This is a genomic window from Nonomuraea sp. NPDC049655 (genome assembly GCF_044465465.1).
In the GTDB taxonomy this organism is placed as follows: Bacteria; Actinomycetota; Actinomycetes; order Streptosporangiales; family Streptosporangiaceae; genus Nonomuraea.
In genome coordinates, this window is record NZ_JBITLS010000011.1 from 160,017 (window position 1) to 180,925 (window position 20,909).

The window sequence follows — 20,909 nt, forward strand, 5'->3', positions numbered from 1 at the left end:
CCCGTCAGCGTGCTCCGGCGACCGCGGGCTGCGAAGACGCTAGGGTCCTGTCATGCATGAGGAACAGCTCTATCGCGCGGCGTTGAACGGCGAGACCGAGACCGTGGGCAAGCTGCTCACCGGCGGCGCCGACCCCAACAAGGCCAGCGAGGGCGAGGAGGCCGGGCTGCCGCTCTGCGCGGCCGCCGCCTGGGACCGCGTCGAGGTGGCCGAGGCGCTGCTGGCGGCCGGGGCCGACGTCAACGGCCGCGAGGCCGGCGGCTGGACGGCGCTGCTCTGGGCCGCCGCCAACGGCCACGCCGCGACCGCGGGCGTGCTGATCGAGGCGGGGGCCGAGGTCGACGCGGCCAACGACGACGGCGACACGCCGCTCACGCTGGCGGCCAGGCGCGGGGCGCTGGGCGTGGTCCAGACGCTGCTGGAGGCGGGCGCCGACCACGAGAAGTTCGACGGCGACGGCGACAGCCCGCTCGACATCGCGGCCGACTGGGTGGGCGTGCACCTGGAGTCCGCGCTGCTCGACCAGATCGCCCAGGAGGGCTGGGAGTACGTCGTCGGCCGCCAGTACGCCAAGGACGGCACCGAGCTGGTCACCGTGGCCGGCCGCTCCCCCGACGGCTCGCAGACCGAGCAGGTGCAGGCCCAGCGGGGCCACGCCGCCGTGGCGACCGTCCTGGAGGACGCGGCGGGCGTCCACACGCCGGTCGACCAGCTCGTCGCCAGGGCCGTCGCCCACCGCGACGTCGACGAGGACGCCGAGACCTGGTGGATCGTGGCCGACTCGCTCGGCCGGCGGGCCGACGACGAGACCTACGAGGCCCTGTCCCGGCTGTGCGTGAGCGAGGACGCGCGCGAGCGGGAGTTCGGGGTCGACGCGATCGCCCAGTTCGGGTTCGCCGACGGCGAGAAGCCCTACCTCGACCGCACGCTGGCGCTGCTGCAGAAGATGGTGACCACCGAGGGCAACCCGCAGGTGCTGCGCTCGGTGCTGGCCGCGCTGGGGCACCAGGGCGACCCGCGCGCGCTGCCCGCCGTGCTCGACATCATCGGCCGGCCGGGCCACAAGCGCACGATGACGGACGCCATCGCGCTGGCCGACGTCCTGCCCGCCGACCACGAGGAGGGCCTGTCGCTGCTCATCGAGATGTCCCGGGACGAGGAGGCCGAGATCCGCGACTGGGCCACGGCCGGGCTGGCCGGGCTGTCGGCGGACACGCCCCGCATCCGGGAGGCGCTGGCCGACCGGCTGGCCGACGCCGACCTGCGCACGGTGGCCGAGGCGGCGCGGGGGCTCGCGGCGCGCGGCGACGAGCGGGCCGAGCAGGGCGTCAGGCGGGTGCTGGAGGAGAGCGACGACGACTACGCCAGAGACCTCGTCACGGGGATCGGCGGGGAGTGACCCTGTCGCCCCCGGCGGCCGCCCGCTGGGCGGGGCCGCCGGGGGCCGGGGTTCTGGCCCTGGAGCAGGGGCCGCCCGCCCACCCGGTCAGTCCGACAGGGCGGTGCGGAGCTGGTTCAGCACGGCGCGCAGGATGCGGGAGACGTGCATCTGCGAGATGCCGAACTCGGCGGCGATCTCCGACTGGGTCATGTTGCCGTAGAAGCGCATCAGCAGGATGTTGCGCTCCCGCGACGGCAGGGCGTCGATGAGCGGCTTGACGGAGTACTTGCCGAGCAGCGTGTCCAGCGACTCGTCCTGCGAGGGCAGGAAGTCGCCGAGGTCGGCGCCGTCGTTGTCGCCGCCTACGGGGGCGTCCAGCGACAGGGCGCTGTAGGCGGTGGAGGCGTCCAGGGTGAGCAGGACGTCCTCCTCGGTGATGTTCATGTGCGCGGCGAGCTCGGAGACGGTGGGCGAGTGGCCGAGCGTCTGGGTGAGGTCGGCCGTGGCCTTGTTGAGCTCCAGCCGGCGCTCCTGGTAGACGCGCGGCACCTTGACGGCCCAGGTGCGGTCGCGGAAGTGCCGCTTGACCTCGCCGACCATCGTGATCATGGCGTAGCCGCGGAACTCGTGGCCGAGCTCGGGGTCGAAGCCGTTGATGGCCTTCATCAGGCCGACGTACGCGGCCTGGCGCAGGTCCTCCATCGGCTCGCGCTGGTGGCGGTAGCGACGGGTGACCTCGGTGACGAGGGAGTCGTACATGGTGACGACGCGCTCACGGATGCGGGCCTTGTGCTCGTCCGAGGCTTCCGGCCTGTTCATCTCAGCCAGAAGCTGTTCGGCGGTCATTTCGTCGAGTGCGATATCCAGGACGGCCATCTGAGTAGCTCCATATGCCCGAAGGCGGCCCCGTCCATGGAAAAAGCCCAGGCAGAGGCACGCCACGTTTCTACGTGAGTGAAGCCCTCTGCTGGACTTCGGATCAAAGGATTCCCTATGGATCCCGATTTATCACCCTATATTAGGTCACAGATCGATCACAGCTTACCAGCTCACGGTCCCGACAGGGCGGGAGCCGAGGTCAGGACGTCGCGGGCCAGCGCGAGGTCGCCCGTCAGCTCGGCGGGGAAGGCGTCCGGCTCGCCCCTGCCGCCCAGCAGGAAGCAGAACGCGACCACGTCCGCCGTCAGGTGGGCGTCCGGCGTGCCGGGGGCGGTGTCGGCGACGCCGAGCGGGATGCGCCAGTCGCCGCCGCCCGCGCCGGTGAGGGTGAGGCGCAGGGTGCGGCCGGAGCCGTCCAGGCCGGACAGGAGCATCGTCCAGGGCAGCAGGCGGGCGCACAGGTCGGCCGTGGGGCGGATGTGCTCGGGCACCGGGTCGGGCAGGCGCACCCCGGCCGCCGTGGCGGCGTCGGCGGCGTGCACCCACGTCTCCAGGCTCCTGGCCAGGACGTGGTCGCGCACGACCGTCTCCATGCCGTCCACCGTGGCCGGGGTGGCCGGGTCGAGGCCGCCCAGGTGGCGGCAGAGGGCGTCGGCCTGGGCCCGCCAGTCGCGCCTGGTCTGCTCGGGGCTGCGGGCCCGCTCGTACGCCTGCACGTCGGCCGTGCGGCCGGCCGCGTCCCGGGCGGCCGGCGGCGGGCCGAGCACGGGCGCGCCGACGGAGGCGGCCAGCAGGCCGTCCTTGGCGGCCAGGTGGGCCACGAGCTCCTGGAGCGTCCAGCCCTCGACGATGACGCGCGCCCAGTCGTCGTCCGCGGCCGAGGCCAGCAGCGCGTCCATGGCGGCGACGCGGCCCGCGTACGGCAGCGCCCAGCCGGCGGTCGGCGCCGCGGGGCGGCGGCGGGCCCTGGCCCCGGCCAGGAGCTGCGGGCGCAGGGAACGGACCGGCACCGCCGGGTCCTCCATCAACGTGTCCAGATACAGGCGCTCGACAGGATCCATCACGCTTCTTCCTCCGCCAGCGCGTCGGCCAGGCGCCGCAGCGCCAGCCGGATGCGCGATTTGGCCGTGCCCTCGGGCACGCCCAGCTCCTCGCTCACCTGCCGGTACGTCCGGCCGCCGAAGTAGGCCAGCTCCACCGGCCGGCGCAGCCCCTCGGGCAACGACGTCACCGCCTGCCGCACGCGCTCGGCCTCCTCGGCGGCCAGCACGGCCTCCTCCAGCCTGGCGGGCTCGCGTTCGAACAGCCGCGGCCCGAGCGCGGAGACGCGGCGGCGCTCCTCGGCGCGCACGTGGTCGACCGCGCGGCGGTGGGCGATCGTGGCCAGCCAGGCGCGCAGCGGGCCGCGTCCGGGGTCGTAGGCCAGCGGGCGCTCCCAGAACACCAGGAACACCTCCTGCGTGATGTCCTCGGCGATCACGCGGTCCCTGGTGACCCGTAGGGAGAGCCCGAAGATCAGTGCGGACAGCCGATCGTAGACCTCCCCCAGCGCCGACTCGTCGCCGCCGACCACCCGCTGGTGCAGCAGGCGGTCGTCGTACGGTGCCTCCACTGGCACCACACTCCCGTGGTCCGGACCGAGGCGGGCGGGTGCGCCGCGACCCGAGCATGTCACCATTCGCCGGAAATGTTGAGGCGGACGCCCCCCGGCACCCGCTCCGCGGCCCCGCGATAGTGTCGAACGGACGACGACCGGAGGGATCACCCGCCATGGCCACCACCCGCACCGCCACCACGCAATGGAAGGGCGCCCTGCTCGACGGCTCGGGCACCGTCTCGCTCGACAGCTCGGGCGTGGGCACGTTCGAGGTCTCCTGGCCCTCCAGGGCCGAGGCCGCGGGCGGCCGCACCTCCCCCGAGGAGCTCATCGCCGCCGCCCACTCCTCCTGCTTCTCCATGGCCCTGTCGCACGCCCTGGCCGGCGCCGGCACGCCGCCGGAGTCGCTGCGCACGAGCGCGGACGTGACGTTCCAGCCGGGCGAGGGCATCACGGGCATCGTGCTCACCGTGCAGGGGCACGTTCCGGGCATCTCGGCCGAGCAGTTCCAGGAGGCCGCCGCGACCGCCAAGGCGAACTGCCCGGTCAGCAAGGCGTTGGCGGGCACCACGATCACCCTGAAAGCCGAACTCCTCTAACAGGAACGCATTCGCGTGCGACAATTGGGTCACATGCGCGAGGTCTGGCCGGGCGAACCCTATCCACTCGGCGGCACCTGGGACGGCGTCGGCACCAGCTTTGCCGTGTTCTCCGAGGTCGCCGAGCGGGTCGAGCTGTGCCTTTTTCACGACGACGACAGCGAGGAGCGGGTGCCGCTCCCGGAGGTCGACGGCTTCGTCTGGCACGGCTACCTGCCGGGGATCCAGCCGGGCCAGCGGTACGGCTACCGCGTCCACGGGCCGTACGAGCCGTCGCAGGGGCGTCGCTGCGACCCCTCCAAGCTGCTGCTCGACCCTTACGCCAAGGCCATCGACGGCGAGCTGACCTGGAACGAGGCGCTGTTCCCCTACTACTTCACCGATCCGTCGGTGCGCAACAGGGAGGACAGCGCCCCGTACATGCCGAAGAACGTGGTGATCAATCCGTTCTTCGAGTGGGGCAACGACCGGCCGCCGCGCATCCCGTACCACGAGACGGTGATCTACGAGGCGCACGTGCGGGGGCTGACCATGCGCCACCCGGGCGTGCCGGAGGACTTGCGCGGCACGTACGCCGGGGTCGGGCATCCGGCGATCATCGAGCACCTGCTGTCCATCGGGGTGACGGCGGTCGAGCTCATGCCGGTGCACCACTACGTGCCCGAGCACTTCCTGGTGGCCCGGGGGCTGACCAACTACTGGGGCTACAACACGATGGCCTACCTGGCCCCCCACGGCCGCTACTCCGGCTCCGGCACCCGCGGCCAGCAGGTGCTGGAGTTCAAGGCGATGGTGCGGGCGCTGCACGAGGCGGGCATCGAGGTCATCCTCGACGTGGTCTACAACCACACCGCCGAGGGCGACCACATGGGCCCCACGCTGGGCTTCCGGGGCATCGACAACGTCAACTACTACCGCCTGCACGACGGCGACCGGCGGTACTACCTCGACTACACCGGGTGCGGCAACTCGCTCAACGTGCGCTCGCCGCACGCGCTGCAGCTCATCATGGACTCGCTGCGCTACTGGGTGCTGGAGATGCACGTCGACGGCTTCCGCTTCGACCTGGCCTCGGCCCTGGCCAGGGAGCTGCACGACGTCGACCGGCTGAGCGCGTTCTTCGACCTCATCCAGCAGGACCCGGTGATCTCGCAGGTGAAGCTGATCGCCGAGCCCTGGGACGTCGGGCCGGGCGGCTACCAGGTCGGCAACTTCCCGCCGCTCTGGACGGAGTGGAACGGCAAGTACCGCGACATCGTGCGCGACTTCTGGCGGGGCACCAACTCCGCGCTCCCCGAGTTCGCCTCCCGCCTGACCGGCTCGGCCGACCTGTACGAGTCCTCCGGCCGCCGCCCGGTGGCCTCGATCAACTTCGTCACCTGCCACGACGGCTTCACCCTGACCGACCTGGTCTCCTACGACCACAAGCACAACGAGGCCAACGCCGAGGAGAACCGCGACGGCACCAACGACAACCGGTCCTGGAACTGCGGCGCCGAGGGCCCGGTGGAGGACCCGCACATCGTCGCCCTCCGCCGCCGCCAGCGCCGCAACTTCCTGACCACGCTGTTCCTGTCGCAGGGTGTGCCGATGCTCTCCCACGGCGACGAGATCGGCCGCACCCAGCGGGGCAACAACAACGCCTACTGCCAGGACAACGAGCTGGCCTGGATCGACTGGTCGATGCTGCACGCCGAGTCCGACCTGCTGGAGTTCGTCAAGACGCTGTCGAAGCTGCGCCGCGAGCACCCGGTCTTCCAGCGCCGCCGCTTCTTCCACGGCCGCCACCCCGACAACGGCAAGCGCGACCTGGTCTGGCTGACCCCGGGCGGCAAGGAGATGACGGCCGGCGACTGGCACACCGGCTACGCCAAGTCGCTGATGGTCTACCTCAACGGCGAGGCCATCACCGAACCGGGCCCGCGCGGCGAGCGGATCGTGGACGACTCCTTCCTCCTGCTCATCAACGCCCACCACGAGAACCTGTCGTTCACGCTTCCGGGGCCGGAGTTCGGGACCGAGTGGCTGCCGGTGCTCGACACCTGTCACGACGTGGTGGAGGAGGCGTTCGGCGACGAGCGGTGGCAGGCGGGCGACCTGGTGGCGGTGACCGGCCGGTCCTTCCAGGTCCTGCGGCTGCCCAGGGAACCGCAGACGCCCTAGCCGCCGGGCCGATGTCGCCGCCGGGCCGTCAGAAGACGCGGGCGATGCCGGCCGTGACGAGGAGCAGCGCGAACGTGGTCACCCCGGCCACGCCGTGCAGGACCACGGCGAGCACCGGGAAGCCGGTGGCCCGGCGCTGGTGGCGTCCGCCGCCGAGCCAGCGGGTGAACATCGTGAAGCCCAGCAGCGCGGCCACGGTGAGCCCGCAGAGGGCGAGCCAGGCCAGCGGGGCGCGGCCGGTCAGCAGGTAGGCCACCCAGCAGGCCAGCGACGCGGCCGCGAGCGCCGGATGGGACAGCAGCAGCGTCACCGGGAAGCGGGTGACCTTGGCCTCCTGGCGGCGCAGGCCGCCGGCCGAGAGCCAGCGGTAGAGCAGGTAGATCCCGATCAGTGCGGCGATCGTCCATGTGACGGCGGTGAGCAGGCCCATGTCCCCTCCCGGCGAGGCTCTGCCGCCACCGTATGCAGACTCCGGGCCTTTCGTCCTTCAGTTACTCAAAAGTGCTGTCAGCCGCAAAACCCCCGGGGACGGTTTGTCGGTGGGGTGTGCCAAGGTAGAGGAGTGCGGCGCATCTATCCCGACTTTCAAGACAATCCGGACATCCCGCAGGCTTACGCCTACCCCGAGGGGCGGCCCTGGCTGCGGCTCAACATGGTCTCCAGCGCCGACGGCGCGGCGTGGCTGCAGGGGCGCTCGGGCGGGCTGTCGAGCAGGGGCGACAAGCGCATCTTCGCCGTCCTGCGCGGGTTGTCCGACGTGATCGTCGCGGGGGCGGCGACCGTCCGCACCGAGGGCTACGGCCCGGTCAAGCCGCGCGCCTCCTGGTCGTCGATCCGGGCCGGGCGTCCCGACGTGCCGCCGATCGCGGTGATCACCCGCAGCCTCGACCTCGACCTCGACGGCGAGCTGTTCACCGACGCGACCAACCCGACGATCGTGATCACCTGCGAGTCCGCGCCCGCCGAGCGCCGCAAGCTGGCCGGCCGGCGGTCCGACCTGATCATCGCCGGCGACGACGGCGTCGACATGCGGCTGGCCGTGCGCGAGCTGCACGAGCGCGGCCTGACCCGCGTCCTGTGCGAGGGCGGCCCGCGCATCAACGCGCAGCTGTCCGCCGACGACCTCATCGACGAGTTGTGCCTGTCGGTGAGTCCCATGCTGGTCGCGGGCGGCGCGGCCCGCATACTGAACGGCGTGGCCGCGCAGGTCCCGCTTGACCTCCGCCAGGTCCTGGAAGAGGAGGGGGTCCTCTTCTGCAGATACACGAGGGAGCAGAGCCCATGACCGAGCAGCCCGTCGAAGAGCCGGAGCCGGTGCCCAACCTCCCGGTCCGGCCGCCCGTGCCGCCGATGCTGGCCAAGCCGGTCAAGGCCATGCCCAAGCAGGACGGCACCCTGTTCTACGAGCCCAAGTGGGACGGCTTCCGCTGCATCGTGTTCAGGGACGGCGACGAGGTCTACCTCGGCAGCCGCAACGAGCGTCCGTTCACCCGCTACTTCCCCGAGCTGGTCGAGGCGGTCAAGGCCGAGCTGCCCGGCAAGGTGGTGATCGACGGCGAGATCGTGCTGCCCCGGGGGGCGCAGCTCGACTTCGACGCCCTCCAGCAGCGCATCCATCCGGCCGCCTCGCGGGTCAAGCTGCTCTCGGAGCAGACGCCGGCCCAGTTCATCGCCTTCGACCTGCTGGCCGTGGGCGACGAGTCGCTGATGGAGGAGCCGTTCGCCGAGCGGCGGCGGCGGCTGGAGGAGCTGTTCCCGCACCAGGGCGGGTCCGTCCGGCTGACCCCGGTCACCACCGCAGACGAGCAGGCGCGCGAATGGTTCGACGCCTTCGAGGGGGCGGGCCTCGACGGCATCATCGTCAAGCCGGGCGACCAGCCGTACGTGCCCGACAAGCGCACGATGTTCAAGGTCAAGCACGAGCGCACGGCCGACGTGGTGATCTGCGGCTACCGCGAGCACAAGACCGGGCCCATCGTCGGCTCGCTGCTGCTCGGCCTCTACGGCGACGACGGCCGGCTGCATCACGTGGGCGTGGCGGCCTCGTTCCCCATGGCGCGCCGGGCCGAGCTGGTGGAGGAGCTCAAGCCGTACCTGGCGGAGCTGAGCGAGCACCCGTGGGGCCACTGGGCCGAGCAGGCCACGGCCAACGCCGGGCAGCCGGCGGCGGGGCCCGCGACCGGCGGGCAGCGGGTGCCGGGCGCGGTGTCGCGGTGGAACGCCAAGAAGGACCTGTCGTTCATCCCGCTCCGGCCCGAGCTGGTGATCGAGGTGGCCTACGACCAGATGGAGGGCGACCGGTTCCGGCACACGGCGCACTTCCGGCGGTGGCGGCCCGACCGCACGCCCGAGTCGTGCACGTACGAGCAGCTGGAACGGCCGGTCAGCTACGACCTCGACGACATCCTCGCCCGTTAGGGGGCAAAGCGGTCTAGTCTCTCCCTTATGACCACCGGTGATGAGCTCAAGGCGGCCGTGTCCGCGCGGCGCGACCTCGGCCCCGACTTCGAGGACGCCCTGGTGGAGTCGTTCCTCGACAAGGTGGGCCAGGAGGTCGACCGGCGGGTCGACGAGCGCCTGGCCGGCACGGCCCCGCGCGCCAAGGCGCCCGCCAGGGGGTCCGACGGCCAGCGGCTGGCGCTGGCGATCGTCTCGCTCTCGCTGGGCACGCTGTCCACGGTCGCGCTCGCCTTCGCGGGAGGCGGACGGGCGATGGCGCTGATCCCGATCTGGGTCGGGATCATCATCGTGAACGTCGTCTTCAACGGCTCCCGCGAGAAGTAGCCCCCTCCGGGGGCTTCCGGGTCAGGTCAGCCAGATGAGGCCGGCGAAGCGGCCGCCGGGCTGTTCGCGGCGGTGGGAGTAGAGTTCGGCGGACTCGATGGTGCAACGGGCGTCGTGCCGCACGTCGGCGACGCCCGCCGCCCTGAGCTGGGACTCGATCCCGGCCCGCAGGTCGAGCGCCGGGGTCCCCCACGACGTCGTGGACCACGTCGGCGGCACCTTCGAGGCCACCTGCTCGCGCAGGTCCTCGGGCACCTCGTAGCAGCGGCCGCAGGCGCCGGGGCCGATCAGCGCGACCATCCGGCCCGGCCGGGCGCCCTTGGCCGCCATGGCCTCGACCAGGGCGGTGGCCACGCCCGCCGCCGTGCCGGGACGTCCGGAGTGGGCGGCGCCGACCATGCGCGCCTCGGGGTCGGCCACCAGCACGGCCGGGCAGTCGGCGCCCAGCGAGGCCAGCGCCAGGCGCGGCTCGGTGGTGAACACGCCGTCGAGCGGCGGCGGGTCGTCGCCGAACGGCTCGCTCACGTAGGCGACGTCGGCGCTGTGGACCTGGCGCATGTAGACGACGGCGCGCACGCCCAGCTCGGCCGCCAGGCTCTCGCGGTTGGCCCGTACGGCCGCCGGGTCGTCGCCGACCATGCCGCCGAGGTTGCGTGAGCCGTACGGCGGGGCGCTGACCCCTCCGTGGCGGTCGGTGACGACGGCGTGCACTCCGGGGGCCAGCAGCATGCCCCGATCCTATCCGGGCTGCGGCGAGGAGCCGGGGCCGCCTGGGGAGGAGCCGTGCAGGATGGTGCCGGGCGGGCGGCCGAGCTCCAGGTACATGTTCACCTCGTCGAAGCGCCATTCGCCCACCTCGACCACGTTCGGCAGCCGCCCCCACTCGCGGAACCCGAGGCTCTGGTACAGCGCGATCGCGCCGTGGTTGTTGCCGCGCGCCCGCAGCGTGAGCGTCTCGATGCCGGCGGCGCGGGCGTCGTCCGCGAGACCGGACACGACCACCCGGCCGAGCCCGAGCCCGCGTGCCTGCGGGTGGGCCATGACCTTGCCGATCTCGCCGGAGTGCCGGAAGACCGCCTCCTGGCCGCGCCGCCACAGGCCCATGGCCTGCACCGTGCCGTCGACCGTGGCGAGGGCGAGCCGCCCCTCGCCCTTCCTGGCCATCGCGAGCGTGGACTCCACCCAGGGGTCGGTCTCGTCCCTGGTGGGCGGTGCGAGGTAGCCGACCGCGCCGCCCAGCTCGACGACGGCGTGCAGCACGCGGTGGACGGCGGCGAGCAGGGGCTCGTCGGCGGTTTCCGGCCAGGTCAGGTCGATTTTCACGGAAGACCATTATGCCCCGATCCAGCCGGGGCTGGCCTGCTCATGACAAGCAAGCATATGCTTGGGCGCGTGCCTGACTACCGCAATCTCATCGGCGGCGAGCTGGTCCCCGCGGACCGGACGATGGACACCGTCAACCCCGCCACGGGCGAGGCGTGGGCCCGGATCCCGGCCAGTGGCGCGCGCGAGGCCGAGGCCGCCGTGGCGGCGGCGCGGGCGGCCTTCCCCGCCTGGTCGGCCATGCCCGCCCTGGGCCGGGCGCACTTCCTGCGCAAGGTGTCGGAGGTGTTCACCCGGCACGCCGAGGAACTGGCCCGGCTGGAGACCCGCGACAACGGCCGCATCCTGCGCGACACGCTCAAGAAGGACCTGCCGGGCATGGCGTACCTGTGGCAGCTGGCCGCCGGGCAGTGCCTGGAGGCGGTCAAGGGCGACACCGTCCTGCTCGGGCCCGACACGCTCGGGCTGACACGGCGCGAGCCGTACGGGGTGGCGGTCTGCATCATCCCCTGGAACTCCCCCATTTCCACCTTCTCCGCCAAGGCGGCCTACGCCCTGGCCGCCGGGAACACGGTGATCGTCAAGCCCGCCGAGCAGGCCGGCGCGTCGGTGCTGCGGCTGGGCGAGCTGCTGGCCGAGGTGTTCCCGCCGGGCGTGCTGAACATCGTCAGCGGGCTCGGCGAGGAGGTCGGCGACGCGCTCGTCCGGCACCGGGACGTCGGCAAGATCAGCCTCACCGGCTCCACGGCCACCGGCCAGGCCATCACCCGGGCCTCGGCGGACGCGCTGAAGCCGCTGACGTTCGAGCTGGGCGGCAAGTCGCCCAACATCGTCTTCCCGGACGCCGACCTGGACGCCGCCGCGCAGGGCGTCACCGTGAACTCCGTCTACACCGGCAACGCCGGGCAGGTGTGCGTGGCCGGCTCACGCATCCTCGTCCACCGGTCGATCTGGGACGACCTGCTCGGGCGGATCAGGCACATCTGCGCCGGCCTGGTCCTGGACGACCCTCTCGACCTGGCCACGACCATGGGCCCGATCGTGTCGGCCGGGCAGTTCGAGCGGGTGCGCTCGTACCTGGAGACGGCCGAGAAGGAGGGGGCCGAGCTGGTCTTCGGCGGGCGGTCGGGGGCCGAGGTGGTGCCCGGCCTGCCGGGCGGCTACTGGGTGGCGCCCACGCTCTACACGACCGAGGACAACGGCCTGCGCGTCTGCCAGGAGGAGATCTTCGGGCCGGTGGCGGTGGCCATCCCGTTCGAGAGCGACGAGCAGGCGCTGGAGATCGCCAACGACTCGCCGTACGGGCTGGCGGCCGGGGTGTGGACGCGGGATCTCGGACGGGCGCACCGGTTCGTGCGGGATCTGCAGAGCGGCACCGTGTGGGTGAACACCTACCGCCAGATGCCTCCGGGCCTGCCGTTCGGCGGCGTGAAGGACAGCGGGTACGGCCACGATTCCGTCGTGGAGTACACCCGGGAAAAGGCGGCCATCATCCAGATTTAGTTAGATAGATTCCCTCCATGAGCGAGGGGATCAACGACCAGTCCGAGCTGACCGAGCTGTCCGAGGCAGCCGCCCAGTCGCGCGCGTCCGTGCTGCGCAGCCGAGCCGAATCGTACATCGCGCTGTCGCGGCACGAGGCCGCCATCGCCGATCTGACCGAGTCGATAACGCTGGTCCCGGACAACGCCCGCGCCTGGCGGCTGCGCGGCGAGAGCCATCGGGTCATCGAGCGGTACGAGGCCGCTCTGGCCGACTTCGACGAGTCGTTGAGACTGGAACCCGACAGCGCGTACGCGCTGGGCTCGCGCGGGCAGGCGTACGCGGCGCTCGGCCGGCTGGAGGAGGCGATGGACGACTTCGACCACGCGCTCACCCTCGCCCCCGAGTCCCCGTGGATCCTGGAGGCCAAGGCCGATGCCCTGGTGGACATGGACCGGCTGGACGAGGCCCTGGACGAGCACGCCAAGATCATCGCGTTGAACGAGGAGCTGGCGTACTCGTGGGTGGCGCGCGGTGACCTGTACCAGCGCATGCACCTCTACAGCGAGGCCATCGCCGACTACACCAGGGCCCTGGAGGCCGACCCCGACCACGTGCGGGCGCTCAGCCGGCGCGGCGAGGCGCTGCGCATGACCGACCGCTACCAGGAGGCGCTGGCCGACCTGAACCGAGCGGTCGAGCTCGACCCCGACAACGACCGCGCGTTCGGCAGCCGGGGCGCGGTGCTGAGCGAGATGGGCGACAACGAGGCCGCGCTGCGCGACCTGGACCGCGCCATCGAGCTGGACCCTGAGTACATCTGGGCCTACCGGGTGCGCGGCGAGATCTTCCAGGAGATGGAGCGGCACGAGGAGGCGGTGAACGACTTCACGCTGGCCCTGCGCCTGGAGTTCGGCGACGACTAGGCCGTCGCGAGCGGCGGGCCGCCCCGGAGGGCGGCCCGCCGTTGTGATGGCATCTCTTTGACAGCGCCTTCGGTCAGAGCGCCAGCAGGGCGTTCACCGGCAGGCGGCTGTCGGACAGCGGCCGTACGGCGATGCGCAGCAGGGCCAGCGCGTTGTCGTCGCCGGCGATGCGGTTGGCGCTGAGCCCGCCGCACGCCTGGCAGTGGTGGATGATCAGCCACTCCCCGTCCGGCCTGACGGTGACGCTGAGCGCCGCCATCGGGCCCCGGCAGCCCGCCCGCCGGTCCCCCGGGATCCGGTGGTCGACGTGCAGGCTGGTCAGGCAGTGCGGGCAGTGGTTGCGGTGCGCCGTGCCGGGCGCGTCCATCGGTACGTCCAGCCGGCAGCCGACGCAGCGGAACGCGTCGCCGCGCTCGTCACGTCGCACGGCCTTGGGCTGTTGCGGCCTGGCCCGGCCAGGGTTCCTCCTGGGCATGTCACAGGTCGCCGAACGCTTCGAGCGGGAACGGCGGCTGTGCGAGCGGGCGTACGGCCATGCGCATGAGGATGAGCTGGTTGTCGTCCCCGCAGATCGGGTTGGACGTCAGCTCGCCGCAGCGCGAGCAGCGATGGATGATCATCCAGTCGCCGGTGCGGAGGACCGCGATGGAGATCGGGTTCATCCGCGACCGGCACTCCGACGAGCCGCCCTCCACCCGGTCGAGCACGTGCAACGAGTGCAGGCAGCTCGGGCAGTGGTTACGGCGGACGCCGCCGGGCGCGTACGCGGCGACGGTCAGGCCGCAGCGGACGCAGGCGAAGGTGTCGGTGCTGATGATGGAACGAGGTTTGCCGTTGGCAGACAACCTGGGTTCTCCTTGCCGGATTTGTCGTGAAAAAAGGCAGCAAGGGAGCGCCGAGCGGGCCTCACAGGCACGCTGGTGCCACAGGCGGTCCGGCCCATTGAGGCCAGGACTTCAGATGCTCGTCCTCAGGCCCTGGAACACAGGGAGGCGAGCACACCCGTGGCACGAGAGAGGCGCGCTGGGCGCCGTGCCGGTCATCAACCCACCTCCACAAGTCGCACCGAACAGGACGATTGCCAGGCTAACCACCCCCTCCGGTCGCGCGCCAACGGTTTTTCGCGGGGCCTGGAGATCGACCGAATATCGTTCTAGTGTTCGTCCATGGGGATCGGGCTGACCGAGGAACACCGGGCGCTGGCGGCCTCCGTGCGGGGGCTTTCGGGCCGTACCGTCGAGCACCGGGCGCTGGCCGGGCAGGGGCTGCTGGGGCTGCACCTGCCGGAGGAGCACGGCGGGCAGGGGTACGGGCTGGTCGAGTTGTGCGTGGCGCTGGAGGTGCTGGGCGAGCTGCGGGTGGCGGGGCCGTACCTGCCGGGTGTGCTGGCCTCGGCGGCGCTCGCCCGGTCCGGGGGGCCGCCCGCGCCCGGCCTGCTGCGCGGGCTGGCCGACGGGTCGCTGACGGCGGCCGTCGCGCTCGGGCCGCTCGCTCTCGGGTCGGCCGGGGCCGACCTGTTCCTCGTTCCGCACGGTGACGGGTGGGCGCTGCTCGACCGGGCCGGCGTGCGCGCCGAGCCCGCCGAGGGCGTCGACCTGGACCGGGACCTGTGCACGGTCACGGCCGTCGCGGGCCGCGACGTCCCGCCGGAGCGCCTGCTGGGGCCGGTGCCGGTGCGGGAGCTGGCCGCGGTGCTGCTGGGCGCCGACGCGTGCGGCACCGCCGCCTGGGCGGTCGGCACGGCCGCCGCCCACGCCAAGGTACGCGAGCAGTTCGGCCGCCCGATCGGCCAGTTCCAGGGCGTCAAGCACCGGGTGGCGGCCGCTCTGGTCGCCTTGGAGCAGGCCCGCGCCGCCGTCTGGGACGCCGCCCGCGCCTTGGACACCTCAACCACGGACGGGCCGGACGCGTCCGGCGCGTCTCGCGGGCCCGGCGAACCCGGCGGGCTCGGCGGGCTCGGTCAAGCCGGCGGGCTCGGTGACGACGTGCGGCTGGCCGTCGGGGTGGCGGCGGTGCTGGGGCCGGACGCGGCGGTGCGCTGCGCGGCCGACGCCATCCAGGTGCTCGGCGGCATCGGTTACACCTTCGAGCACGACGCCCACCGCCACTACCGCCGCGCCCTGTCCGGCCGCATGCTCGCCGGCGACCCGGGGCCGTGGGCCGAGCAGGTCGCCGAGCTGGCCCTGGCGGGCGCCCGCCGCGCGATGGAGCCCGACCTGCCCGAGGAGTCCGTCCCGCTCAGGGAGGCGATCAGGGCGGAGGCCGAGTCGTTGCGGCGCGAGGAGCCGCTCGCCCGGCTGGGCCGGTTCGCGCGGGAGGGCTGGATCATGCCCTACCTGCCCAGGCCGTGGGGCCGCGCGGCCACGCCGCTGGAACAGGTGATCATCCACCAGGAGTTCCGCGACCTCAAGCGTCCCAACCTGGGGATCGCCGCCTGGGCCGTCCCGTCCATCGTCACGTACGGCACCCCCGAGCAGCGGGACCGTTTCCTGCCCAGGACGTTCACCGGCGAGCTCGTGTGGTGCCAGCTGTTCAGCGAGCCGGGCGCCGGATCCGACCTGGCCGGCCTGTCCACCAGGGCCGCCCGCGTGGCGGGCGGCTGGTCGCTGACCGGCCAGAAGATCTGGACGTCCCTCGCCCAGTACGCCCACTGGGGCATCTGCCTGGCCCGCACCTCCCCCGGCAGACCCAAGCACGAGGGGATCACGTACTTCCTGGTGGACATGTCCGCCCCCGGCGTCACGGTCAGGCCGCTCAAGGAGATCAACGGGGACGAGATCTTCAACGAGGTCTTCCTCGACGACGTCTTCGTCCCGGACGACCTGGTGGTGGGCGAGGTGGACGGCGGCTGGCGGGTGGCCCGCGACACGCTCTCCCACGAGCGGGTCGCGCTCGGCGACTCCTGGGGGCCCGGCTCCCGGCACACCGACATGATCCGGCTGGTCGGGGCCCTGCCGCCGCTGCGGCAGTCGCAACGCGAGCAGGCGGGCCGCCTGTGGGCCGAGGGCCAGGCGATCTCGGCGCTCGGGCTGCGCGTGACGCTGTCCAGGCTGGCCGGGGCCGACCCGGGGCCCGCCTCCAGCGTGCGCAAGCTGCTCGGCATGCGGCACGCGCAGGCGGTCTCGGAGTTCTGCTGGTCGCTGGCGCCGTCCGACCGCCACTGGAACCGCATGATCCTGACCACCCGGGCCTTCACCATCGGCGGCGGCACCACGGAGGTGCAGCTCAACATCATCGCCGAGCGCGCGCTGGGCCTTCCCCGCGATCCGTGACGCCCGCCCGCACGCACCTGACCTCGGCCGACATCGCCAGGTGACGGGCGGCGAGCCCGGGCATGGCGGTCACCCCGAAGGCGGTCCGGTCCACGCGGGCGGCGACCACGACGGTGAAGCCGTTCGCGGTCACGTCGCAGCGCTCAAGGGTGAGGGTGAGCGGACGCTCGACGCCGGTGACGGTGAGCGTGCCGGTCAGCGTCCCGTCGCCGGTGGGCCCGCCGGTGAAGGTGATGAGGGGGTGGCGGTCGGCGTCGAGGAAGCGGGAGGAGCGCACGGTCTCGTCGCGCCGGTGGTTGCCGGTGTGGAAGCCGGCGGCGTCGATCTCCACGCGCACGCGGGAGTCGGCGAGCGGTTCGGCGACGTCCACGGTGCCGCCTCTGACGTCGAAGGTGCCGCGGGCGCGGGCGAGGCCGTACAGGTGCCGGGTGGTGAAGTGGATCGCGGAGTTCTCGGTGTCGATCTCGTAGCGGCCCAGCGGGGGGAGGTTCGTCATGGGTCCATTGCACGGCGGCGGGATGGCCGTGCGGCAGAGCGGGCCGTCGCTGATGGGGGCGACGATCGGCGGGAGCGCATGCGACTTTCGTATGGTTTCCCACTTACCCGATATTTACGACATGCGGGGATGTCGTAGCGTTTGCGGCATGGGTGCAGGGGCGTGTCGCCGTTCCCGCGTGCTGGACGTGGTCATCGCGGGCGGATTCGCGCTGCTGGACACCGGCTCGACGCTGCTCGGGCTGTCGTGGTGGCCCGAGCGTCCGGGTCCGCTCGCCTGGGCGCTGCTGGCGGTCCAGGCGGCCGCGTGCCTGTCGCTGGTGGCCCGCCGCCGGGCGCCGCTGACGGTCCTGGGCGTGCTGGGGACGTACACGCTGGTGGTGACGTTGCTGATCTCGCCGGGCGGGGTGCTGGTCCCGGCCGGGCAGGGGAACGTGTGGGCGCCGTTCGCGACGATCGCGGCGGCGTACGGACCGCTCTACGACCGCGGGGACCGGCGGATCGCCGTCGCCGCGCTGGCCGCGTACACGATGGTGATCGCGCGGGTGTGGGACCCGTCGGCAGGGGTGCTGGTCGACGGGGTGCTGCGCACGGCCGTCGGCCCGCTGCTCGCGCTCTACCTCGACGGACGGCGGCGGGTGCTCAGGATGCTGGTCGAACGCGCCGAGCGGGCCGAACGCGAGCGGCACCTGCTGGCCGAGCAGGCCCGCGCCGAGGAGCGCGCCCGGCTGGCCGGCGAGATGCACGACGTCGTCACCCACCGGGTGAGCCTCATGGTGCTGCAGGCCGGCGCGCTGCGGGTCACCACGGCCGACGAGCACACCCGGCAGACCGCCGAGGAGCTGCGGGCCGCGGGCTGCCAGGTGCTCGACGAGCTGCGGGACCTGATCGGCGTCCTGCGCACCGCGCCGGAGCCGGACGTGCCGCCGTCGGCGGCCGACTTCGCCGCGCTGGTCGCCGAGTCCGCCTCCGTGGGCACCCCGGCCGAGCTGGTCGAGGAGGGCGACCGGGCGCTGGCCTCGCCGGTGGTGGGGCGCACGGCGTACCGGATCGTGCGCGAGGCGCTGACCAACGTGCGCAAGCACGCGCCGGGCGCGCGGGTGGAGGTGCGGATCGAGTACGGCCAGGCGCGGGTACGGCTCACGGTGCGCAACACGCCGCCGACCGGCCTGCCCGGCGGTCCCCTGGCCGGCACCGGCTCCGGCCTCGGCATCACCGACCTGCAGCGGCGGGTCGAGGTCGTGCACGGCACGCTGCGCGCCGGACCGGCCCCCGACGGCGGGTTCACCGTCGAGGCCGTTCTCCCGGCGTACGTGGCGACATGATCAGGGTCGTGGTCGTGGACGACGAGCCGATGGTCTGCCGTTTCCTGCGCACCATCCTCGGCTCGGCGCCTGACATCGAGGTCGTGGACGAGGCCCACGACGGCGCCGCCGGCGTCGAGGCGGTCGTGCGCAGCCGTCCGGACGTCGTGCTGATGGACCTGCGCATGCCCCGCGTGGACGGGCTCACCGCGATCGAACGCCTGGCCGAGCTGCCCCGGCCGCCGGTCGTCGTGGTGCTGACGACGTTCGACGCCGACGAGTACGTCCTGCGCGCCCTGCGCGCGGGGGCCGCCGGCTTCCTGGTCAAGTCCACGCCGCCGGAGGACCTGATCGGGCTCGTCCGGGTGGCCGCCGAGGGGCACACCGTGCTGTCGCCCATCGCCGCCCGCAGGCTGGTGGCGGCCTCGGCCGCCGCGGACCCGGCCCGCGCCCGCGCCCGCGAGCTGCTGGAGTCGCTGACCCGACGCGAGCGCGAGGTGCTGGCCTGCCTCGGCGAGGGCCTGTCGAACGCGCAGATCGCCGCCCGCCTCCACCTGGCCGAACCCACCGTCAAGGGGTACGTGTCGCGCCTGCTGGACAAGCTGGGCTGCCACAACCGCACCCAGGCGGGCCTCATCGCCCACGACGCGGGCCTGACCCGGTAGGCGCCGCGGGCGGCGGGTTCGGCGGAGGGTTTGGCGGAGGGTTTGGCGGCGGAGCAGCGAGGTAGGTGATAAGCCGCAAAGGGGGACAAAAGCCATGAGTAATCCGCAACAGCCCGAACTTCGCCGGTCGGGCAAGTCCGGCGCGAACTCGAAATCCGCCGACGCCGTGCCGGAGTCCAAGAGCGGCGGCAAGCGGGCCGGCCGTCCGCACGGCAGCGACAAGGGACACAAGGGCGGCGGCAAGGGCGGCGGCGTGCCTCCGGGCCAGCACCCGCCGTATCCGGGGTGAGCGGGATGAAGGGCAGCCTGCAGTTCATCGGCAACGCGACCACGCTGATCCGCTACAACGGCTTCACGCTGCTGACGGATCCCAACTTCCTGCACCGCGGCCAGCGGGCGTACCTGGGCTACGGCCTGAGCTCGCGCCGGCTGAAGGACCCGGCCATCGACGTGTCGGACCTGCCGCCCATCGACGCGGTGGTGCTGTCGCACCTGCACGGGGACCACTGGGACCGGGTGACGGAGAAGGGCCTGGACAAGGGCACCCAGATCATCACCACCCGGCAGGCGGCGCGCACGCTGCGCCGCCGCGGCTTCGGCCGCAGCACGGGCCTGGAGGTGTGGGAGCAGCACGAGCTGAGCGGCCCGCAGGGCAGCGTGACCGTCACCGCCCTGCCCGCCAGGCACGCGCCCGGCCCCGCCGAGACGCTGCTGCCGCCGGTGATCGGGACGATGCTGGAGTTCCGCGGCCCCGAGGGCCTGGTGGAGCTGCGCCTGCACATCAGCGGCGACACCCTGCTCGACCGCCGCCTGGAGGCGATCCCGCGTCGCTTCCCGGAGGTCGACCTCGCGCTCGTGCACCTGGGCGGCACCCGCCTGCTCGGCACCCTGCTGGTCACCATGGACGGCGAGCAGGGCGCGACCTGGGTCGACCTGATCAACCCGCACACCGTGGTGCCGGTGCACTACGACGACTACGGCGTCTTCAGCTCACCGCTGGACGACTTCCGGCACCACATCGAGCAGGTGGGCCTGGCCGACCGGGTGGTCTACCTGGAACGCGGCGAGACCCGCGAACTGGCGCCGCACCACCTCGTGCGCCGCTGACCGCTCGCTTCACACCCGTCCGAACCTGCATCCGTCCGAACCTGCACCTGTCCGAACCTGCACCCGTCCGAGGCGCGGCACCCGTCCGAGGCCGTTTCGGGACGGGTGCTTCGGCGTTTGGCGGGGATGAAGTTTCTTCTACCCGGATGGGGAATCCCCTACCGGGGGCGGAAGTTTACATATCCGATTTCTCCCCCAGCGGGAGGTACCGGAGTTACCTTCGATCTCGGCCGCACCTCCTGTGCCGCCGCACGGCCGGGCCGTCGGGTCCCGTCCCAGGCGCCGGGTCCGGCCGTGCGGCCCACAGCCGCCGCCCTGTTCAGGAGAGCTTGGCCAGCTTCTCCGACGTCCGCTTGAACGCCTTGCCGGTCCACTTGTAGGTCTGGCGGACGAGCAGGTCGGGGCAGCACCGGGGAGCCTTGTCGCTGACCACCTTGCCGCTCAGGCGCACCTCGCCGTTCTGGACGGCGACGGTCTGGGTCTTGAAGTAGCGGTTCTTGCCGAGCGTGCCGATCAGCCGCGGGGCCGAACGCCGGGACGCGCCGTCGTAGACGAAGGCCAGCACCGGGTTGCCCGCCGTGGGGCTCGGGCAGGACGAGGTGACGACGGTGTCGGGACGCCCGTCCCGCGTGAGGTCGCCGACGGCCGCGACCCGGGCGCGGACGACGTACCACTTGTCCTTCGGCCCTGGCTTGGGGCAGTGCAGCGCCCGCTCCACGACGGGCGCCCAGTCGATGCCCTGGAACGGGTCGGTCGCCGCCGGGCCGGTCGCGGCGAAGGCGGCGCCCGTGGCGAGGATCGGCGCCAGTGAGGTCGACAGGGCGACGGTCGACGCCCAGACGCGGAGTCGGCGGGCCATCGGGCTGCTCTTGTGCGTGGCGCTTGAGTTCATGACCGTTTCGATGCGGGAAACGCCTGACAAGTTCGGCCGA

The 20,909-nt window shown here is 72.6% G+C and carries 23 protein-coding genes; 13 read left to right on the forward strand and 10 right to left on the reverse strand.

The genetic code is table 11. From position 1 onward, the window contains the following. Positions 1–52: 52 nt before the first annotated feature. Positions 53–1,399, forward strand: a complete 1,347-nt coding sequence (locus tag ACIBQ6_RS32570; RefSeq protein WP_358284811.1) for an ankyrin repeat domain-containing protein — start codon at positions 53–55, stop codon at positions 1,397–1,399. Positions 1,400–1,486: 87 nt separating this feature from the next. On the opposite strand, the gene ACIBQ6_RS32575 is transcribed toward ACIBQ6_RS32570, so the two are convergent. From ACIBQ6_RS32575 to ACIBQ6_RS32585, 3 genes are all read right to left on the reverse strand, one after another. Continuing rightward, a complete protein-coding gene (locus ACIBQ6_RS32575) occupies positions 1,487–2,257 on the reverse strand; it encodes a SigB/SigF/SigG family RNA polymerase sigma factor (RefSeq protein WP_358284809.1) in 771 nt (256 codons plus the stop codon). A 173-nt stretch (positions 2,258–2,430) separates the two neighbouring features. Further along, positions 2,431–3,321, reverse strand: a complete 891-nt coding sequence (locus ACIBQ6_RS32580) for a maleylpyruvate isomerase family mycothiol-dependent enzyme (RefSeq protein ID WP_397216530.1) — start codon at positions 3,319–3,321, stop codon at positions 2,431–2,433. Further along, positions 3,321–3,872 carry a sigma-70 family RNA polymerase sigma factor gene (locus ACIBQ6_RS32585; protein ID WP_358284805.1) on the reverse strand — a complete coding sequence of 184 codons (552 nt, stop codon included), beginning with the start codon at positions 3,870–3,872 and terminating at the stop codon, positions 3,321–3,323. The genes ACIBQ6_RS32580 and ACIBQ6_RS32585 overlap by 1 nt, the downstream gene beginning before the upstream one ends. 158 nt (positions 3,873–4,030) lie before the next feature. Here ACIBQ6_RS32585 and ACIBQ6_RS32590 point away from each other — a divergent pair, with 158 nt between their 5' ends. After that, a complete protein-coding gene (locus tag ACIBQ6_RS32590) occupies positions 4,031–4,456 on the forward strand; it encodes an OsmC family protein (protein ID WP_358284802.1) in 426 nt (141 codons plus the stop codon). Positions 4,457–4,489: 33 nt separating this feature from the next. Further along, entirely contained in the window at positions 4,490–6,619 is a 2,130-nt protein-coding gene (glgX, locus tag ACIBQ6_RS32595) for a glycogen debranching protein GlgX (RefSeq protein ID WP_397216533.1), read from the forward strand. Positions 6,620–6,647: 28 nt separating this feature from the next. Here glgX and ACIBQ6_RS32600 read toward each other — a convergent pair whose 3' ends face one another. Then, positions 6,648–7,049, reverse strand: a complete 402-nt coding sequence (locus tag ACIBQ6_RS32600; RefSeq protein WP_358284798.1) for a hypothetical protein — start codon at positions 7,047–7,049, stop codon at positions 6,648–6,650. Between the two features lie 132 nt (positions 7,050–7,181). Here ACIBQ6_RS32600 and ACIBQ6_RS32605 point away from each other — a divergent pair, with 132 nt between their 5' ends. The 3 genes from ACIBQ6_RS32605 to ACIBQ6_RS32615 are packed head-to-tail and all read left to right on the forward strand — an operon-like array spanning position 7,182 to position 9,403. Then, the gene (locus ACIBQ6_RS32605) at positions 7,182–7,904 is read left to right on the forward strand and encodes a pyrimidine reductase family protein (protein WP_364328446.1); all 723 of its coding nucleotides are present in this window, start codon (positions 7,182–7,184) and stop codon (positions 7,902–7,904) included. Next, the gene (locus ACIBQ6_RS32610; protein ID WP_364328449.1) at positions 7,901–9,037 is read left to right on the forward strand and encodes an ATP-dependent DNA ligase; all 1,137 of its coding nucleotides are present in this window, start codon (positions 7,901–7,903) and stop codon (positions 9,035–9,037) included. The genes ACIBQ6_RS32605 and ACIBQ6_RS32610 overlap by 4 nt, the downstream gene beginning before the upstream one ends. Positions 9,038–9,064: 27 nt before the next feature. Then, positions 9,065–9,403 (forward strand): hypothetical protein, encoded by a 339-nt coding sequence (locus tag ACIBQ6_RS32615; RefSeq protein WP_357964915.1) that lies wholly within the window; start codon positions 9,065–9,067, stop codon positions 9,401–9,403. Positions 9,404–9,424: 21 nt separating this feature from the next. Here ACIBQ6_RS32615 and pgeF read toward each other — a convergent pair whose 3' ends face one another. Continuing rightward, a complete protein-coding gene (gene pgeF, locus ACIBQ6_RS32620; RefSeq protein WP_397216535.1) occupies positions 9,425–10,132 on the reverse strand; it encodes a peptidoglycan editing factor PgeF in 708 nt (235 codons plus the stop codon). Between the two features lie 9 nt (positions 10,133–10,141). Beyond that, positions 10,142–10,726, reverse strand: a complete 585-nt coding sequence (locus ACIBQ6_RS32625; protein WP_397216537.1) for a GNAT family N-acetyltransferase — start codon at positions 10,724–10,726, stop codon at positions 10,142–10,144. A 57-nt stretch (positions 10,727–10,783) separates the two neighbouring features. On the opposite strand from ACIBQ6_RS32625, the gene ACIBQ6_RS32630 reads away from it, so the two are divergent. Together ACIBQ6_RS32630 and ACIBQ6_RS32635 are read left to right on the forward strand one after the other, a co-directional pair. Then, positions 10,784–12,229, forward strand: coding sequence for an aldehyde dehydrogenase family protein (locus tag ACIBQ6_RS32630; protein WP_397216539.1), 1,446 nt, complete (start codon positions 10,784–10,786; stop codon positions 12,227–12,229). A gap of 17 nt (positions 12,230–12,246) precedes the next feature. Beyond that, positions 12,247–13,134: a tetratricopeptide repeat protein gene (locus tag ACIBQ6_RS32635; RefSeq protein ID WP_397216541.1), complete on the forward strand. Its 888-nt coding sequence runs from the start codon at positions 12,247–12,249 to the stop codon at positions 13,132–13,134. Between the two features lie 73 nt (positions 13,135–13,207). Here the strand turns inward: ACIBQ6_RS32635 and ACIBQ6_RS32640 are convergent, their stop codons facing one another. Then, entirely contained in the window at positions 13,208–13,609 is a 402-nt protein-coding gene (locus tag ACIBQ6_RS32640; RefSeq protein WP_352365635.1) for an RNHCP domain-containing protein, read from the reverse strand. Position 13,610: 1 nt separating this feature from the next. Continuing rightward, on the reverse strand, positions 13,611–13,979 hold the full coding sequence (locus tag ACIBQ6_RS32645) for an RNHCP domain-containing protein (protein WP_397216543.1): 369 nt from the start codon (positions 13,977–13,979) through the stop codon (positions 13,611–13,613). A gap of 321 nt (positions 13,980–14,300) precedes the next feature. On the opposite strand from ACIBQ6_RS32645, the gene ACIBQ6_RS32650 reads away from it, so the two are divergent. Next, positions 14,301–16,406 carry an acyl-CoA dehydrogenase gene (locus tag ACIBQ6_RS32650; protein ID WP_397216545.1) on the forward strand — a complete coding sequence of 702 codons (2,106 nt, stop codon included), beginning with the start codon at positions 14,301–14,303 and terminating at the stop codon, positions 16,404–16,406. On the opposite strand, the gene ACIBQ6_RS32655 is transcribed toward ACIBQ6_RS32650, so the two are convergent. After that, positions 16,366–16,902 carry a YceI family protein gene (locus ACIBQ6_RS32655; protein ID WP_397216547.1) on the reverse strand — a complete coding sequence of 179 codons (537 nt, stop codon included), beginning with the start codon at positions 16,900–16,902 and terminating at the stop codon, positions 16,366–16,368. The two genes, ACIBQ6_RS32650 and ACIBQ6_RS32655, sit on opposite strands and share 41 nt — an antisense overlap. Before the next feature lie 148 nt (positions 16,903–17,050). Between ACIBQ6_RS32655 and ACIBQ6_RS32660 the strand changes: the two genes are divergently transcribed. The 4 genes from ACIBQ6_RS32660 (at position 17,051) to ACIBQ6_RS32675 (ending at position 19,977) form a co-directional block, all read left to right on the forward strand. Beyond that, positions 17,051–18,226 carry a sensor histidine kinase gene (locus ACIBQ6_RS32660; protein WP_397216549.1) on the forward strand — a complete coding sequence of 392 codons (1,176 nt, stop codon included), beginning with the start codon at positions 17,051–17,053 and terminating at the stop codon, positions 18,224–18,226. Next, entirely contained in the window at positions 18,223–18,870 is a 648-nt protein-coding gene (locus tag ACIBQ6_RS32665; RefSeq protein ID WP_397216551.1) for a response regulator, read from the forward strand. Before ACIBQ6_RS32660 ends, ACIBQ6_RS32665 begins: the two co-directional genes overlap by 4 nt. A 94-nt stretch (positions 18,871–18,964) precedes the next feature. Then, positions 18,965–19,159 carry a hypothetical protein gene (locus tag ACIBQ6_RS32670; protein ID WP_358284776.1) on the forward strand — a complete coding sequence of 65 codons (195 nt, stop codon included), beginning with the start codon at positions 18,965–18,967 and terminating at the stop codon, positions 19,157–19,159. 5 nt (positions 19,160–19,164) lie between these two features. Next, positions 19,165–19,977 carry an MBL fold metallo-hydrolase gene (locus ACIBQ6_RS32675; protein WP_358284774.1) on the forward strand — a complete coding sequence of 271 codons (813 nt, stop codon included), beginning with the start codon at positions 19,165–19,167 and terminating at the stop codon, positions 19,975–19,977. Positions 19,978–20,296: 319 nt separating this feature from the next. Here ACIBQ6_RS32675 and ACIBQ6_RS32680 read toward each other — a convergent pair whose 3' ends face one another. Continuing rightward, positions 20,297–20,869: a hypothetical protein gene (locus tag ACIBQ6_RS32680; RefSeq protein WP_397216553.1), complete on the reverse strand. Its 573-nt coding sequence runs from the start codon at positions 20,867–20,869 to the stop codon at positions 20,297–20,299. Positions 20,870–20,909: the final 40 nt, after the last annotated feature.

Excerpts from the sequence above, each read along its gene's own strand:
- ACIBQ6_RS32570 (WP_358284811.1), top strand. The coding sequence starts at position 53 with ATGCATGAGGAACAGCTCTATCGCGCGGCGTTGAACGGCGAGACCGAG.
- ACIBQ6_RS32575 (WP_358284809.1), bottom strand. The coding sequence starts at position 2,257 with ATGGCCGTCCTGGATATCGCACTCGACGAAATGACCGCCGAACAGCTT.
- ACIBQ6_RS32580 (WP_397216530.1), bottom strand. The coding sequence starts at position 3,321 with ATGGATCCTGTCGAGCGCCTGTATCTGGACACGTTGATGGAGGACCCG.
- ACIBQ6_RS32590 (WP_358284802.1), top strand. The coding sequence starts at position 4,031 with ATGGCCACCACCCGCACCGCCACCACGCAATGGAAGGGCGCCCTGCTC.
- glgX (WP_397216533.1), top strand. The coding sequence starts at position 4,490 with ATGCGCGAGGTCTGGCCGGGCGAACCCTATCCACTCGGCGGCACCTGG.
- ACIBQ6_RS32600 (WP_358284798.1), bottom strand. The coding sequence starts at position 7,049 with ATGGGCCTGCTCACCGCCGTCACATGGACGATCGCCGCACTGATCGGG.
- ACIBQ6_RS32610 (WP_364328449.1), top strand. The coding sequence starts at position 7,901 with ATGACCGAGCAGCCCGTCGAAGAGCCGGAGCCGGTGCCCAACCTCCCG.
- ACIBQ6_RS32615 (WP_357964915.1), top strand. The coding sequence starts at position 9,065 with ATGACCACCGGTGATGAGCTCAAGGCGGCCGTGTCCGCGCGGCGCGAC.
- pgeF (WP_397216535.1), bottom strand. The coding sequence starts at position 10,132 with ATGCTGCTGGCCCCCGGAGTGCACGCCGTCGTCACCGACCGCCACGGA.
- ACIBQ6_RS32630 (WP_397216539.1), top strand. The coding sequence starts at position 10,784 with ATGCTTGGGCGCGTGCCTGACTACCGCAATCTCATCGGCGGCGAGCTG.
- ACIBQ6_RS32635 (WP_397216541.1), top strand. The coding sequence starts at position 12,247 with ATGAGCGAGGGGATCAACGACCAGTCCGAGCTGACCGAGCTGTCCGAG.
- ACIBQ6_RS32640 (WP_352365635.1), bottom strand. The coding sequence starts at position 13,609 with ATGCCCAGGAGGAACCCTGGCCGGGCCAGGCCGCAACAGCCCAAGGCC.
- ACIBQ6_RS32650 (WP_397216545.1), top strand. The coding sequence starts at position 14,301 with ATGGGGATCGGGCTGACCGAGGAACACCGGGCGCTGGCGGCCTCCGTG.
- ACIBQ6_RS32655 (WP_397216547.1), bottom strand. The coding sequence starts at position 16,902 with ATGACGAACCTCCCCCCGCTGGGCCGCTACGAGATCGACACCGAGAAC.
- ACIBQ6_RS32660 (WP_397216549.1), top strand. The coding sequence starts at position 17,051 with ATGGGTGCAGGGGCGTGTCGCCGTTCCCGCGTGCTGGACGTGGTCATC.
- ACIBQ6_RS32665 (WP_397216551.1), top strand. The coding sequence starts at position 18,223 with ATGATCAGGGTCGTGGTCGTGGACGACGAGCCGATGGTCTGCCGTTTC.
- ACIBQ6_RS32670 (WP_358284776.1), top strand. The coding sequence starts at position 18,965 with ATGAGTAATCCGCAACAGCCCGAACTTCGCCGGTCGGGCAAGTCCGGC.
- ACIBQ6_RS32675 (WP_358284774.1), top strand. The coding sequence starts at position 19,165 with ATGAAGGGCAGCCTGCAGTTCATCGGCAACGCGACCACGCTGATCCGC.
- ACIBQ6_RS32680 (WP_397216553.1), bottom strand. The coding sequence starts at position 20,869 with ATGAACTCAAGCGCCACGCACAAGAGCAGCCCGATGGCCCGCCGACTC.